This is a genomic window from Prauserella marina (genome assembly GCF_002240355.1).
Classification (GTDB): Bacteria; Actinomycetota; Actinomycetes; order Mycobacteriales; family Pseudonocardiaceae; genus Prauserella_A; species Prauserella_A marina.
Window position 1 is genome coordinate 4,545,217 of the sequence record NZ_CP016353.1, and the last position, 14,784, is coordinate 4,560,000.

At 68.4% G+C, this 14,784-nt stretch carries 13 protein-coding genes and 2 rRNA genes (1 of these 15 only partly in view); 3 read left to right on the top strand and 12 right to left on the bottom strand.

Annotated elements, in window-relative coordinates; translation table 11 throughout:
• Positions 1 to 3 precede the first annotated feature (3 nt).
• Both BAY61_RS21315 and BAY61_RS21320 read right to left on the bottom strand, forming a co-directional pair.
• Entirely contained in the window at positions 4 to 627 is a 624-nt protein-coding gene (locus BAY61_RS21315) for an NUDIX domain-containing protein (protein ID WP_091810213.1), read from the bottom strand.
• Positions 624 to 2,324, bottom strand: coding sequence for a CTP synthase (locus BAY61_RS21320; protein ID WP_091810215.1), 1,701 nt, complete (start codon positions 2,322 to 2,324; stop codon positions 624 to 626). The genes BAY61_RS21315 and BAY61_RS21320 overlap by 4 nt, the downstream gene beginning before the upstream one ends.
• 85 nt (positions 2,325 to 2,409) lie before the next feature.
• On the opposite strand from BAY61_RS21320, the gene aroA reads away from it, so the two are divergent.
• From aroA to BAY61_RS21335, 3 genes are read left to right on the top strand one after another with little or no spacing between them, the layout of a single operon-like run.
• Complete coding sequence (gene aroA, locus BAY61_RS21325) at positions 2,410 to 3,702, top strand: 3-phosphoshikimate 1-carboxyvinyltransferase (RefSeq protein ID WP_091810217.1); 1,293 nt, start codon at positions 2,410 to 2,412, stop codon at positions 3,700 to 3,702.
• A 46-nt stretch (positions 3,703 to 3,748) separates the two neighbouring features.
• Positions 3,749 to 4,120, top strand: a complete 372-nt coding sequence (locus BAY61_RS21330; protein WP_245865309.1) for a metalloregulator ArsR/SmtB family transcription factor — start codon at positions 3,749 to 3,751, stop codon at positions 4,118 to 4,120.
• Positions 4,117 to 4,623, top strand: a complete 507-nt coding sequence (locus tag BAY61_RS21335; RefSeq protein ID WP_091810221.1) for an SRPBCC family protein — start codon at positions 4,117 to 4,119, stop codon at positions 4,621 to 4,623. The genes BAY61_RS21330 and BAY61_RS21335 overlap by 4 nt, the downstream gene beginning before the upstream one ends.
• Before the next feature lie 12 nt (positions 4,624 to 4,635).
• Here the strand turns inward: BAY61_RS21335 and BAY61_RS21340 are convergent, their stop codons facing one another.
• From BAY61_RS21340 to BAY61_RS21385, 10 genes are all read right to left on the bottom strand, one after another.
• Positions 4,636 to 5,583, bottom strand: coding sequence for a copper transporter (locus BAY61_RS21340; protein WP_091810223.1), 948 nt, complete (start codon positions 5,581 to 5,583; stop codon positions 4,636 to 4,638).
• Complete coding sequence (gene steA / locus BAY61_RS21345) at positions 5,580 to 6,764, bottom strand: putative cytokinetic ring protein SteA (protein ID WP_091810224.1); 1,185 nt, start codon at positions 6,762 to 6,764, stop codon at positions 5,580 to 5,582. The genes BAY61_RS21340 and steA overlap by 4 nt, the downstream gene beginning before the upstream one ends.
• A 98-nt stretch (positions 6,765 to 6,862) precedes the next feature.
• Positions 6,863 to 8,683 carry a DNA repair protein RecN gene (gene recN, locus BAY61_RS21350; RefSeq protein ID WP_091810226.1) on the bottom strand — a complete coding sequence of 607 codons (1,821 nt, stop codon included), beginning with the start codon at positions 8,681 to 8,683 and terminating at the stop codon, positions 6,863 to 6,865.
• Between the two features lie 63 nt (positions 8,684 to 8,746).
• Positions 8,747 to 9,673, bottom strand: a complete 927-nt coding sequence (locus tag BAY61_RS21355; protein WP_091810228.1) for an NAD kinase — start codon at positions 9,671 to 9,673, stop codon at positions 8,747 to 8,749.
• Positions 9,670 to 10,491, bottom strand: coding sequence for a TlyA family RNA methyltransferase (locus BAY61_RS21360; RefSeq protein WP_091810230.1), 822 nt, complete (start codon positions 10,489 to 10,491; stop codon positions 9,670 to 9,672). The genes BAY61_RS21355 and BAY61_RS21360 overlap by 4 nt, the downstream gene beginning before the upstream one ends.
• A gap of 2 nt (positions 10,492 to 10,493) precedes the next feature.
• The gene (locus tag BAY61_RS21365; protein WP_170140142.1) at positions 10,494 to 10,712 is read right to left on the bottom strand and encodes a hypothetical protein; all 219 of its coding nucleotides are present in this window, start codon (positions 10,710 to 10,712) and stop codon (positions 10,494 to 10,496) included.
• A gap of 41 nt (positions 10,713 to 10,753) precedes the next feature.
• The gene (locus BAY61_RS21370) at positions 10,754 to 11,773 is read right to left on the bottom strand and encodes an HAD-IIA family hydrolase (protein WP_245865311.1); all 1,020 of its coding nucleotides are present in this window, start codon (positions 11,771 to 11,773) and stop codon (positions 10,754 to 10,756) included.
• Positions 11,766 to 13,565: a tetratricopeptide repeat protein gene (locus BAY61_RS21375; RefSeq protein ID WP_091810236.1), complete on the bottom strand. Its 1,800-nt coding sequence runs from the start codon at positions 13,563 to 13,565 to the stop codon at positions 11,766 to 11,768. The genes BAY61_RS21370 and BAY61_RS21375 overlap by 8 nt, the downstream gene beginning before the upstream one ends.
• Positions 13,566 to 13,670: 105 nt before the next feature.
• Positions 13,671 to 13,787, bottom strand: a 5S ribosomal RNA gene (gene rrf / locus BAY61_RS21380).
• Between the two features lie 92 nt (positions 13,788 to 13,879).
• Positions 13,880 to 14,784 (bottom strand): 23S ribosomal RNA (locus BAY61_RS21385); it runs 2,232 nt beyond the window's last position.

A 14,784-nucleotide genomic window follows, 5' to 3' on the forward strand; every position in this document is an offset into this window, starting at 1 on the left:
GCCTCAGCGCACGCGTGCCGCGAAGGTCGTCGGCCGGTCGCGCCACGGCGTGTGCGCGGGTCTCGCGGACTCACCGGCGAGTACCACGCTCGCCGCGAGCACCCCCGACACCGTCGCGCCGTTGACGATGTCACCTGCCAGCACCATGCGCACCGCTTCCGCGAGCGGCACCTTGCGGATCACGAGATCGGCTTCCTCTTCGCCGTGCATTTCGCGCGCGACCTCGGTCAGCTCACGCGCCAGATACACCCGCACCACCTCGTCGGTGAAGCCCGGCGATGCCGCGACGTCGACGAGCGTGTCCCAGCGCGCGGCCGCGAGTCCCGCCTCCTCCACCAGTTCTCTCGCCGCGGTGTCGACGGGATCCTCGCCTTCCAGGTCGAGCAGTCCGGCCGGCAGCTCCCACAACCGGTCCCGCAACGGATGCCGGTACTGGTGGATGAGAGTGACCTGGCCGTCGCCGTCGACCGCGCACACGGCGACGGCGCCGAGGTGTTCCACGACTTCCCTGCGCGCGGTGGAACCGTCGGGCATGACGACCTCGTCGACCCTCAGCCCGACGACCCGTCCGATGTGGACGTCCTTGCTGGACACGACGGAGAACTCGTGGGTCCCCGGTTCGCTCACCGTGCACCCACCGGTGTCTCCGGCAATTCGACGGGAAGCCGGTCGGCGGTGCGATAGTCCACAACCGCCTTCACGAACGCGTCGAACAGCGGGTGTGGCCTCGTCGGCCTGCTCTTGAGTTCGGGGTGGGCCTGCGTTCCGACGAAGAACGGGTGCTCGTCCTCCGGCAGTTCGACGAACTCGACCAGCCGGTCGTCGGGCGAGGTTCCGGAGAACACGAGCCCTGCCTTCGCGAGTTGTTTGCGGTAGGCGTTGTTGACCTCGTAGCGGTGCCGGTGCCGCTCCGACACCTCGCGAACACCGTAGGCCTTCGCCACCTGGGTACCGGCGACCAGCTTGGCCGGGTAGGCGCCGAGCCGCATCGTTCCGCCCATGTCCCGTTCTCCGGCGACCACGTCCTTCTGGTCGACCATGGTCGAGATCACCGGGTGTGCCGTCGTCTCGTCGAACTCCGAGGAGTCGGCGCCCGCGATACCGGCGAGGTTGCGCGCCGCCTCGATGACCATGCACTGCAAGCCCAGGCACAGGCCGAGAACCGGGATCTTCCTCGTCCTCGCGTAGTTGATGGCACCGACCTTGCCCTCGATGCCCCTTACGCCGAATCCGCCCGGAACGAGCACACCGTCCACACCGGACAGCGCGGCGGCGGCGCCGGCCTCGGTCGTCGCCTCGTCCGAGGCGACCCAGACGATCTCCACCTTGGCCCTGTGCGCGAATCCGCCCGCCCTGAGCGCCTCGGTCACGGAGAGATAGGCGTCGGGGAGGTCGATGTACTTGCCGACAACGGCGATCCGCACCGTCTCCGCCGGATTGTGGACCCTGTCCAGCAGATCGCCCCACACGGTCCAGTCGACGTCCCTGAAGGGAAGTCCCAGCCTGCGCACGACGTAGGCGTCGAGCGCCTCACCGTGCAGCACCTTGGGAATGTCGTAAATGGACCGTGCGTCAGGACAGGCGACGACGGCCTCGTTGTCCACATCGCACATCAAGCCGATCTTGCGCTTGAGGTCCTCCGACAGTTCCCGGTCGGCCCTGCACACGAGCGCGTCGGGCTGGATTCCGATGTTGCGCAACGCGGCGACGGAGTGCTGCGTCGGCTTCGTCTTCAGCTCGCCCGATGGCGCGAGATACGGAACGAGCGACACGTGCAGGAAGAAGCAATTGTCCCTGCCGACGTCGTGCCGGACCTGCCTGCACGCTTCGAGGAACGGCAGCGACTCGATGTCGCCGACGGTTCCGCCGACCTCGGTGATGACGACATCGGGACGCAGTCCCGTTCCGTCGGATTCCGCAACGGCCATGATGCGAGATTTGATCTCGTCGGTGATGTGCGGAATGACCTGCACGGTGTCGCCGAGGTATTCGCCGCGCCGTTCTTTGGCGATGACGGTCGAATAGACCTGACCTGTGGTCACATTGGCCGAACCGGACAAATTGCGGTCGAGAAAACGTTCGTAGTGCCCGATGTCGAGATCGGTTTCGGCGCCGTCCTCGGTGACGAAGACCTCGCCGTGCTGGAAGGGGTTCATGGTGCCGGGGTCGACGTTGAGATACGGGTCCAGCTTCTGCATCGTGACGCGGAGACCACGAGCGGTGAGGAGCTGGCCCAGGCTCGACGCCGTGAGCCCTTTACCCAGTGAGGAGGCAACGCCTCCGGTGACGAATACGTACTTGGTTGTCCGCGGCTGAAGTCCCACGGGCTTCCACCTTATCCCATTTGCCTCGGATAACGCGGCAAGGCTCGCCTCCGTGCCGCGAGGGGCACTGTGCGACAGTGGCGGGGTGCCCGAGGAAAACGCCTGGACAGCACCGGTAGCCCTGGACAAGATCGACGCCACCGTGCGCGTTCCCGGTTCGAAGTCGATCACCAACAGGGCCTATGTGCTGGCCGCGCTCTCCGCGGAACCGACGCTGGTACGGGACCCGCTCGACTCACGGGACGCCAGGCTGATGCTCGGAGCGCTTGCCGCGCTCGGTGCCGAAAGCGAGCACACCGCCCGGGGCGTGCGGGTCGGCCCTTTCCGGCTCGACCAGGCAGGCGAACCAGCCGAGACCTCGATCGCGCTCGGCAACGCCGGCACGGTTGCCAGGTTCACGCCACCGCTGGCCGCGCTGGGGTCGCGCACGGTCCACTTCGACGGCGACGAGGCGATCCGCAGGCGCCCCGTTGCGCCCCTGCTGTCCGCGCTGTCCGCGCTGGGCGCCGACATCGACGACGACGGCCGTGGCGCGCCACCATTCACCGTGCGGGGGCACGGCGGCCTTCGAGGAGGTCCCGTCGAGCTGGATTCCTCCGCGTCGAGCCAGTTCCTGTCCTCCCTGCTGCTTGCGGGCCCCGCGTTCGCCGAAGGCATCACCGTGCGGCTCACCGGTACGGTGCCCAGCGAGCCGCACATCGCGATGACCATCGACATGCTGCGCCGCTTCGGAGCCGACCCTGAGCGTGACGGCACCACGTTCCACGTCCCTGCCCGCACCCTGTCGCTCGGCGAATACGTGGTCGAACCCGATCTCTCCACGGCGGCGCCGTTCGTCGTCGCCCCGCTGCTCACCGGCGGCACGGTGCGGATCTCGGGCTGGCCTTCGACATCGACCCAGCCCGGCGCGTGGTTGCGCGAACTGGCCACCGACCTCGGCGCCGAGGTCACGCTCGACTCCGGCGGCCTCACGGTGACCGGTTCGGGCCCCATCCAGGGGCAACTGCTCGACCTGCACGAGGTCGGTGAACTGACGCCCGTGCTTGCCGCGCTGCTGTGCTTCGCGGAAGGGCCGTCCGTACTGTCCGGCGTCGCACACCTGCGCGGCCACGAGACGGACCGGCTGGCGGCGCTCGCGAGGGAACTGACCGCGCTCGGCGGGAACGTCACCGAGACCGAGGACGGGCTGCGCATCGAGCCGTCGCCGCTGCACGGCGGGCTCTTCCACACCTACGACGACCACCGGCTGGTCATGGCGGGAGCCGTGCTCGGCCTGCGGGTCGCCGGGGTGCGGGTCGAGAACCCCGCGACGGTCGGCAAGACCTTCCCCGGCTTCGTCGAAGCCTGGCAGTCGATGTTGTCCGGCCGAGACCGGTAGTGAGCCGGAGCTGACAAACGCGTAACCCATCGGTTACGCTTTTGCGGTGAGGGCAGCCACCGCGATCGCCGATCCCGTCCGCAGGGACATCCTCGTGCTGCTGGGCGAGGGCCCCCGCTCGGCGGGCGACATCGCGGCGCGCTTCGCCATCAGCAGACCGGCCGTCAGCCGCCATCTCCGGGTGCTCAGGGAATGCGGGCTCCTCGTCGCGGAGACCACGGGACGGCAACGGATGTACTCGCTCGACACCACGCCGCTCACCGAACTCGCCGGGTGGCTTTCCCAGTTCGGCGACGCCGATCCCTCGGCCCGCCGCTGGCAGAACAGCTTCGACGCGCTGGAGACCGAGGTCCACCGCGCCCGGCGAGACCGCGCCAACGCACCCGAGCGCACCGACCCCAGGGAGGACATCGCATGAGCCCCCAGCCCAGTGGAAACCTGTTCCGCACGGCCGATGGCCACGATCTCGTACTCGACCGCACGTTCCGTGCCCCCGCGACCGACGTGTGGGCCGCGCTCACCGAACCCGAGCGCACCGCTCGCTGGTTCGGCCCGTGGGAGGGAACCCCTGGCGCGGGCGGCACGGTCAAGGTGCGCCTCGTTCACGAGGAAGGACAGCCCTGGTACGACCTGCGCATCGACGCGTGCGAACCACCCGGCCTGCTGGCACTGTCCAGCACCGACGACAACGGCACGTGGCACCTCACGCTCACGCTGGCCGAGGCGAACGGCACCACGACCCTGCGGTTCACCCAGCACCTCACCTCGGCCGATGGCGTCGCGGAGATCGGCCCAGGCTGGGAGTACTACCTCGATCTGCTGGTCGCCGCCCACGAAGGGACACCGCTACCCGCCTTCACCGAGTACTACCCCGCTCAGCGGGCCTACTACCTCGGCCTCGGCGGTTCCGGCACCGTCTGAGGCCGACAGGCCTCAGCGCTGCTGCTGGCGCACGCCGGGCGCCGGTTCTTCCGCGTTGCCGCCGATGCCGTACCGGCCCGAGCCGCCTTCGAGCTGTTCCCGCAGCGCCAGCACGGTCGTGACCCTGCCTGCCGCGGTGTCGGCATTGTCCACGGTGGACAGGATCGAGGTCGTCGACGTGTCGGCCCTCGCGACTCCGACCGCGCCATTGCCCTGTGCGGAGCCCGCCCCGCCCGCGAGCACCGTGCCCGCGCCGGAGCGGTCGAGCTGAGCGGCGAACCTCGCGATCGTCGCGGCCCTGTCTCCCGCGCCGTCACCCGATTCCTGTCCCCCGGTGAGCACGACGGCGAGCTGTCCCGCCTTCACGTCCCCGCCCGGCTTGACGAAACCGCCATCGGCGAGCCCGGACAGCGCCGCCGAGAGTTCGGCGGACGAGGACTGCGGCTGCGCGCTGTCCTTGTCGAGCAACAGCACCGTGCCGAGCAGCGCCCCGGCCAGGGTTCCGGGGTCACCCGCCGTCGGGAACTCCGCCCCCGCCGGTTGCAGCCTGGTCACGATGTCCCGCAGCTGGTCGGCCTTGACGGGATCGGTGAACGCGCCGGTCAGCGCGACCTCGCCGCTCACGGTCGCACCTGACTTGCCGATGAGTTCCTTGATCGCCTCGGCGTCGGCCGACGTGGCCTCGGGAGTGGTCACGAGCACGACCGACCGCTTGTCCAGTTTTCCCGCGACCACCGAGTCGCCGACCGCGCCCGCGAAAGCGTCCGCGTCCGACAAGCGCGCGTTGAGCTGGTTGCGTTCGGCCTCAAGGTCGGTGACCTGATTGACAAGGTCGCCCTTCTCGCTGGAAAGCCCGGAGAGCAGCGTCCCGTTCAGCGCCGTCGAACCGAGCACGACACCGATCGCCAGAGCGAGGAACACCGCCGCGATCGAGACGACGTGGTAGCGAAGAGAGATCACGAGAACAGCCCTTTGACCCAGCCGGTGAAGGAATTCCAGGTGTCGACGGCCCAGTCGACGTAGACGGAGCCGACATCGGAGACGAGCAACGCGGCGACGACGACAACGACCGCGGCCAGCACGAGCAACACGATCGCGCCCATCGAGACCCTGCTGCGGTGCAGAGTGGCCACCGCTTTGCCGTCGACCAGCCGCGTACCGAGCTTCAGCCGCGTGAGGAACGTGGAGGGATTGGAGCCGGACCTGCCGTGGTCGAGGAACTCCCGCAAGGTCGCCTGAAAGCCCACGGTCACGACGAGAGCCGCCTCGTGGGTGTCGGCGAGCAGCAGCGCGAGATCCTCCGGATTGCCCGAAGCGGGGAACGTGACCGCGCCGATGCCGAGGTCCTGGATCCGTTCCACTCCCGGCGCGTGCCCGTCCGGCTGGGCGGGAACGACGACCTCACCCGCCGAGCGAAGGGTCTCCGCGCTGATCCCGCTCGGGTCACCGACGATGACGTCGGGGGTGTAGCCGTTGACCCGCAGCGTGTCCGCCGCGGTGTCGACACCCACCAGCACGGGCCGGTGCTCGGCGATGTACTTCTTGAGATTGCGGAGATCCTGCGCGTGCCCGTTGCCTGGCGCGACCACCAGCACATGCCGGTCGCGCATCGGGACTTCGAGATCGGGAACGCCGACGCCGTCGAGAATCAGGGCGCGCTCACGGCGCAGAAACTCGATGGTGTTGGCCGAGAAGGCTTCGAGCTGGGTGGACATCCCGGCCTTCGCCTCGATCATCTCGTCGGCGATGCTCTCGGGTGTCTGCACGACGCCGGATGCGATGAGCTGCTCGCCCACGTAGACGCCGCCGTCGTGAATTCTGACCTTGCCGCCGTCCTTGATCCGGCGCAATACGTCGCCACCGGTGTTGTCGATCAGCGGAATTCCCGCTCCGACAATGATTTCCGGTCCGAGGTTGGGGAACCTGCCCGAAATGGACGGTGCGGCGTTGACGACGGCGAGCACACCAGCGCGCACCAGCGCGTCGGCCGTCGGCCGGTCGATGTCGATCTCGTCGATGATCGCGATATCACCGGGGCCCACCTTGCGCAGTAGCTCCCGGGTGCGCCGATCGACCCTGGCAGTCCCCGTGTCTCCGGGCAATGCCTCCTTGGTCTTGGTGAGCAAGCCGGTGAGTTTCATGAGCCGATAGTGACAAAAGCACACGTGAAAAAGCCTTCGCCACGCCGGGAAGGCACCGGCAATTACCGTGCACTGTGGTCCTGTCCACAGCGGACGTTTCAAGAGCTTGCGCCGGTGGCGCCCTTCTTTTTTGCTCCGCGTGTCGCGCGCGCCGCCTTCTTCACCGTTCCGGGTGAAGCCTTGAAATTCTCCGCTGCCGTCAGTAGTTCTTCGGCGTGCGCCCTGCCGGTCTCGGTCTCGTCGAGACCCGCGAGCATGCGCGCGAGTTCGGCGACCCGTTCCTCCTGTGCCAGCACGGTGACGCCGCTGCGGGTGATGCCCTTCGCCGTGCCCTTGTCGACCACGAGGTGCCGGTCGGCGAACGCCGCCACCTGAGGAAGATGGGTCACGACGAGCACCTGGTGACTGCGAGCCAGCGTCGCGAGCCTGCGCCCGATCTCGACGGCCGCCCTGCCACCGACCCCGGCGTCGACCTCGTCGAACACGAGGGTCTGCACGGTGTCGGCATGCGCGAGCACCACCTCGATGGCGAGCATCACCCTCGACAGCTCACCGCCGGAAGCCGCCTTGTGCACCGGCAACGCCGGCGCGCCGGAATGTGCCTTGAGCAGCAACTCGACGTCGTCGACCCCGTCGGGTCCCGCGTGCACGAGCCCGGCGCCCACCCGCAGTGCCTGCGGATCGCTCTGCTCGGCGGGATGGGAGCGCACGGTGACCTCGATCTCGGCCTGTCCCATCGCCAGCCCGGCGAGCTCGGCGGTGATCTCGGCGGCCAGCTTTTTCGCGGCCACCTTTCTCGCCCCTGATACGGCGGCCGCGTGCTTCGCGAGCCCCTCGGCGAGTTCGTCCTTACGCGCGGCCAATGTCGCCAGTGCCTCGTCGGAGGTGTCCATCGAGGACAGCCGCTGCCGTGCCTCCTCCGCCCACGCGAGCACCCCGTCGACGTCGGCGGCGTACTTGCGGGTCAGCTTCTTCAGCTCAGCCTGCCTGGCCAGAATCCGTTCGAGCCGTTCGGGGTCGGCATCGAGCGATTCGAGGTAACCGGCCAGCTCACCGCTCACATCGCCGAGCAGTACCGCGGCCTCCGTCAGCCGGGGTTCCAGCTCCCGCAACGCCGCGTCCTCCGCACCGGCCAGGCGCCTTCCCGCTTCGGCGATGAGGCCGAGCGCGCCCGGCTGATCGGGATCGGTGTCGGCGGCTCCCGCGACGGCGGTGCTCGCGGCGGTGGCGACCTCCCGCAGTTCGTCGACGGCGGCGAGCCGTTTGACCTGTTCGGTCAGCTCAGCGTCCTCGCCCGGTTCGGGCTCGACCGCCTCGATCTCGGTCAGCCCGTGCCGCAGCAGGTCCGCCTGCTGGGCGAGTTCCCTCGACCGCGTCGAGCGCTCCCTCAGCTCAGCCGCGACGGCGAGCCATTCCTCCCTGACCGACCGGTACCGCGCGAGCGGGCTCGTCACGGCCTCGCCGGCGAACCGGTCGATGACCGCGCGCTGCTCGGCCGGTCTCAGCAACCTGAGCTGGTCGTTCTGCCCGTGAACGGCGAGTAGTTGCTCCGACAACTCGGCCAGCACACCGGCGGGTACCGACCGTCCGCCAAGGTGTGCGCGCGACCGGCCGTCGGCGCTCACCGACCGCAGCGCGATGACACTGTCGTCCTCCTCGACGTCGGCACCGGCCTCGGTGACGATGCGGGTGGTCTGCTCACCGGTGATCTTTTCGAACCTGCCCTCGACCGTCGCCTTCGCGGCGCCGGTACGTACCTTCGACGCCTCCGACCGCCCGCCGGACAGCAGGTGAAGGCCGGTGACGACCATGGTTTTTCCCGCCCCCGTCTCACCGGTGACCACGGTGAATCCCGGGTGCAGTTCGAGCAGGGCGTCCTCGATGACTCCGAGGCCCTGGATTCGCATCTCGGCCAGCACGCCACCACCGTAGCGGCACGGCCCGACATTCGGAGGCAGTGCCGGTCTTCGGGGTCTTCGGCGTCAGTCCGGCCTGGCGTGCCGCTCCCGCCAGCTCTTCACCGGCAGGGAGAACTTGTGCACGAGCCGGTCGGTGAACGGCCCGTCCCACAATCTGGCCAGCAGCACCGGAACCCGGCCCGCGACGACCTGTGTCCTGGTACCCGGCTCAAGGTCGACATGCCGGAGCCCATCGCAGGTCAGCACTGCGGGCGAGCCGTCGGGATCGACCTCGACGGTGATCACCGACGAGCGGGACACCACGAGCGGCCTGGAAAACATGGCGTGCGCGTTGCTCGGCACCACCAGCAGCGCCTCCACATCCGGCCACACCACGGGGCCTCCCGCCGAGAAGGCGTAGGCCGTCGAACCCGTCGGCGTCGAGCACAGCACCCCGTCGCAGCCGAACGAGGACACCGGCCTCCCGTCCACCTCGATGAGGGCGTCGAGGATCCGCTCCCGCGAACTCTTCTCGACACTGGCCTCATTGAGCGCCCAGGTTTCGGCGACGACCGCGCCGTCCACCGTCACCGTGACGTCGATGGTCATGCGCTCCTCGACCCGGTACCTGCCTTCGACGACCCTGTCGACGGTGTCGGCGAGCGCGTCGGAATCGGCCTCGGTGAGAAACCCGACGCGGCCGAGGTTGACGCCGAGCACCGGCACACCGGCCGGTCTCGCGAGTTCCGCCGCGCGCAACAGGGTCCCGTCGCCGCCGAGCACGAGCACCAGCTCGACCCCCTTCGCGGGGTTGTCGGCTGGAGCAACCACCGTGCAAGGCAGCTCACCGTCGTCGGTCTCGACGAGCCTGCGGACCTCCTCGTCGAGCAGCCGCAGCCAGATTCCCGCCGAACCGAGCCTTGCGGCGACCGCGCGCGCCGCCCCCCGCGTGGCATCCCGGTCCGGATGCACGACGAGCAGCACTTCTCTCTTCTCGGCCGGTGCAGTCACGATGGTCCTTCCCTGACCGCGGTGTCGACCAGTTCCCTCATGTCACCAGGCGATTCGACGGGCCGCGCTTCCTCGGCGACGAGCCACGCGAAGTACTCGACGTTGCCAGAGGGGCCCGGCAGCGGGCTGGCGACGACGCCCCTTGCCCGCAGACCGAGACCGGCGGCCTCGGTGAGCACGTCGAGAACCGCGTTGGCCCGTAGTTCGGGATCCCGCACGACGCCCCCACTGCCGAGCCGGTCCTTCCCGACCTCGAACTGCGGCTTGACCATCGGCAAGAGGTCGGCTCCTCGCCGCGCGCACGCGGCGAGCGCCGGAAGCACCAGCCGCAGCGAGATGAAGGACAGATCCGCGACGACGACGTCGACCTGTCCACCGATCGCCTCCGGCGTCAGGTTTCTGACGTTGGTCTTGTCGAGCACGACGACGCGGTCGTCGGTGCGCAACCGCCAGTCGAGCAGTCCTCGCCCCACATCGGCGGCGACGACGGTGCTCGCGCCCTCCCGCAGCAACACGTCGGTGAAGCCTCCGGTCGAGGCTCCCGCGTCGAGACAGCGCTTTCCCTTCACCGAAAGCCCTTCGGTCTCAAACGCGCGCAGCGCGCCGATCAGCTTGTGCGCGCCCCGCGACGCCCAGCCGGGGTCGTCGGTGTCGCGCACCACGATGGCCGCGTCGGCCTCGACACCGGTCGCCGGTTTGCTCGCCACCATTCCCCGCACGGTCACCTTGCCCTCGCCGATGAGCGAGCTGGCGTGTTCGCGCGACCTGGCAAGGCCCCTGCGCACCAACTCGGCATCGAGGCGCGCCCTGCGTGGCACGGTTAGACCTTGTCGATGCTCGACAGCGCCACCGCGAGTTCGGTGTGCACCGTGTCGAACCGCTCGACGTGCTCGGCGAGCGGCAGGTCGGCAAGCCCTTCGAGGCCCGCGATGGCCTCTTCGATACCCGCCCTCGGGTCGGTCTCCTGCGGGGCGGGCCCTGTCATGCCGGGCGGCGGGCCGGGAACCGGGCGTGGCGCTGGGTTCGTGTCGTCGTGCACCCCACAACGCTAACCGATCGCGGCTGCCGGTGGTGCGGCCCTCAGGCGAGTCGCAGTTCGCTCAGCGCAGCGGCGGCGGGATCGTCGGCCGCCTTCACAGCGGTGGTTCCGGTGCGCCAGGCGTGCGCGCACAGCGCGCGCAGCAGTTCCAGCGCTTTCCCTCCGCTGTCACCGGACACCGTGAGCACGGAGCCCGTGTCATCGATCCGCCAGCCCGCGCGAGGACCGATCTCCAGATCGCCTGCCTTCGCGGTGAGCGCGCCGAGGTCGGCGGCGAGATAACGAGGCCGCTCGGCTGGACCGGCCGCGAGCAGCCGCTCGGGAGTCACCACACCGGTCAGGACGGCGAGACCGGCCAGACCGGCCGCCACCGCTCCCGAGATGTCGGTGTCGAGCCGATCTCCGACCACCAGCGCTGAGGTCGCGTTCGCCGATTCCGCCGCGGTCGTGAACAGCGGCGGCCTCGGCTTGCCCGCCACGACGGGTTCGGCTCCGGTGGCCGCTCTCAGCGCGGCGACCATCGCCCCGTTGCCGGGAAGTTCGCCGCGTTCGGTGGGCAGGGTCGCGTCGAGATTGCAGGCGACCCACAGGGCACCCGCCCTGATGGCGACGCACGCCTCCGCCAGATCGACCCAGGTGGTTTTCGGGGAGTGGCCCTGCACGACGGCGGCGATGTCGGCGACCTCGGCGCCGACCTTGCGCACCGCGCGCAGGCCGAGACCGTCGATTTCCGCCGCCAGCGCTCCCGTTCCGACGACCAGCACACCGGAGCCGGGTGCAAGCCGTTCGACGAGAATGCCCGCCGCTGCCTGCGAACTGGTGCTGACCTCTTCGGTGTCGGCGGCGACGCCGACACTGCGGAGATGGTCAGCGACCTCGGTCGGCGCCTTGGAGGCGTTGTTGGTGACGAACCGGACGGCGGTGCCCCGTTCGCGGACGTGCTCGATGGCCTCGGCGGCACCGGCGATGGGTTCATTGCCCCGGTACACCGTGCCGTCGAGGTCGAGCAATACCGCGTCGTGCCGTTCGAGCAGAGCGACGTCGCCGGAGGGCTCAGTCACCGGCCAGCTCCGCCGCACGGTGGGCCGCGTCCGTCTCCTCCTCGGTGTCGGCATCCGCGGCGTGGAGGAACCAGCGGATGGCCTCCTCGGTCCGGCCCGCCGCGGTCAGGTTGTCCGCGTAGGCATAGAAGAGCCGCGCGTTCCACGGCTGCGGCTTCTTCGGATCGAGGTCAGCACCCTGCAACGCGACGACGGCGGCGTCAAGCTGGCCGAGATCCCTTCGCGCCCCAGCCGCGACGATGCGCAGTTCGATCGCGACGTCCTTCGGCAGGGTCGCCGAGTCGGTCTCCTTGGCGATGTCGAGCGCGCGTTCCGGCCGCCCCATGGCTCGCTCGGCGTCGGCGATGACGGCGACGTGCGCGTCGGTGCGCGTCATCCGCCGCACCGCGCGCAGCTCGGACAGCGCCTCTGCCCACTTACCGGCGTGGTAGGCGGCAAGTCCCGCGGCTTCCCTCACGATGGGAATGCGGGATGCCTTTCCCTTCGCGTAGCGCGCGTGCTCCAATGCCGCTTCCGGGTCGTCGTCGATCAGCGTTCCCGCCGCGACGAGGTGCCTTCCGATGCGTTCGGCGAGTTCCTTCGGCAAGGAGCGCAGTTCGCGGCGAACTTCAGAGTCGAGATCGGAGAACTGGATGTCGTCGGGCACCTGCGGCGCTTCGAGCAGTTCCCTCGCGACGGCCTCGTCCGACCGCTCCTCTCCTCTTGGCCCGGAAGAGCGAGGACCGCCGAACCGCCGGTCGTCGTTCCTGGCGTCCCGGCCCCTGGTGTCGTTGTCCCGGGCGTCGTCGCGCTTGGAGTCATAACCCTTGGAGCCGTGCTCCTTGGAGTAGCCCTTGGAGCCGTCGTCGTTCCTGGAAGCGCTGTTGTCCCGGTCGTTCTTGCGAAACCGATCGTCGCCGCCCGGCCTGGATCCCCTGTGCGAACCAGTGGACCGGTCGTCACGATTCCTGTTTTCGCCGGAACGGTTGTCCTTGCGGAACCGGTCGTCGCCCGATCGCCGGTCGTCGCGACGGGGGCTCTCGTCGCGACGTCCGCGTTCCCCACCCCGGAACCGGTCGTCCCGTTGCGGCCGGTCACGCCGGTCACCGGTAAACCGGTCGTCTCCCCGGCCCCGGTTGTCGCCGGAGCGGAAGCGGTCCTCACGCCGGTCCTTGTTCTGGTACCGGTCGCCGCCGCCCGGCCGCCCCGAACCGCGGAATCGTTCGCTACCGCGAGACCGGTCGTCCTTGCGGAACCGATCGTCGTTGCGATACCGGTCGTCACGAGAGGGGCGGTCGTCCCGGCTTCCCTTGGACCACCGGTCGTCACGCGGACCCTGCCGGTCACGGTAGGACCGGTCGTCGCGCCCTCGGTGCTCGCCCTCGCGGCTATCCCGGTCGCGATCGTCGCGGCGGTTGCCGCGGTCGAAAGATTTGTTGTCACCAAAGGACTTGCCATCGCGACGGCCCTTGTTGCCGCCGCCGGCGCCACCTCGGTAGCCGCCGTCCCTGTGGTTGCCGTCCCTGCCGCGATTGTCCCGGCCGTAGCCGCTCCCGCCACGGTTGTCGTAGGACTTGCCGCCGCGCCCCTGCCTTTTGTCGCGGCCGTCGCGGCTGTCCCGGTCCCGGCTGTCGCGGCTGTCGCGGTCGAACCGGCCGCGTCCTCCGCGGTCGTTCTTGCCCTGAGGGCGCCCCGAACGGCCGTTTTTGTTGTCACCGCGCCCGGTATCGCCACGGCCGCTACCGCCGCCCCGGCCTTGCGGTCGAGCGGACTCGCCGTCGTCCCCTGAGTCTCGCCGACCGTACTCGGACACCTGTCCTCCAGCTCTCAACGCTATTGATAAGAAGTGTGCACACATGGCTATGGCCCGTTAGAGCCGGTCTACTCAACCAACTCTAACGGGCCATCCCAAATTTTTGTTCGGCGGTGTCCTACTCTCCCACACCCCTTCGGGTGCAGTACCATCGGCGCTGGTGGGCTTAGCTTCCGGGTTCGGAATGGGACCGGGCGTGGCCCCACCGCTATGACCACCGAAACACTATGAAACAAACACACACCCCGGGTTCCACCACTGTGGTGGGGTGGGTGTGGTGTTTCAGAATCGTAGAGTGAGTGCGTAGCAGCTTTGTGGGCAAGTCCTCGGCCTATTAGTACCAGTCCACTCAATAACACATTACTGCGCGTCCATGTCTGGCCTATCAACCCAGTGGTCTACTGGGAGCCTTAACCCACAACGGGGTGGGAGACCTCATCTAGGAACAGGCTTCCCGCTTAGATGCCTTCAGCGGTTATCCCTTCCGAACGTAGCTAACCAGCCATGCCACTGGCGTGACAACTGGCATACCAGAGGTTCGTCCGTCCCGGTCCTCTCGTACTAGGGACAGCCTTCCGCAAGTCTCCTGCGCGCGCGGCGGATAGGGACCGAACTGTCTCACGACGTTCTAAACCCAGCTCGCGTGCCGCTTTAATGGGCGAACAGCCCAACCCTTGGGACCTACTCCGGCCCCAGGATGCGACGAGCCGACATCGAGGTGCCAAACCATGCCGTCGATATGGACTCTTGGGCAAGATCAGCCTGTTATCCCCGGGGTACCTTTTATCCGTTGAGCGACACCCCTTCCACCAGGAGGTGCCGGATCACTAGTCCCTACTTTCGTACCTGCTCGACCTGTCAGTCTCACAGTCAAGCTCCCTTGTGCACTTACACTCAACACCTGATTGCCAACCAGGCTGAGGGAACCTTTGGGCGCCTCCGTTACTCTTTGGGAGGCAACCGCCCCAGTTAAACTACCCACCAGGCACTGTCCCTGAACCGGATCACGGTCCGAAGTTAGATTCCCCATTCGACCAGAGTGGTATTTCAAGATTAACTCCACCAACACTAGCGTGCCAGCTTCACAGTTTCCCACCTATCCTACACAAGCCGAACCGAAAACCAATACCAAGCTATAGTAAAGGTCCCGGGGTCTTTCCGTCCTGCCGCGCGAAACGAGCATCTTTACTCGTAGTGCAATTTCGCCGGGCCTGTGGTT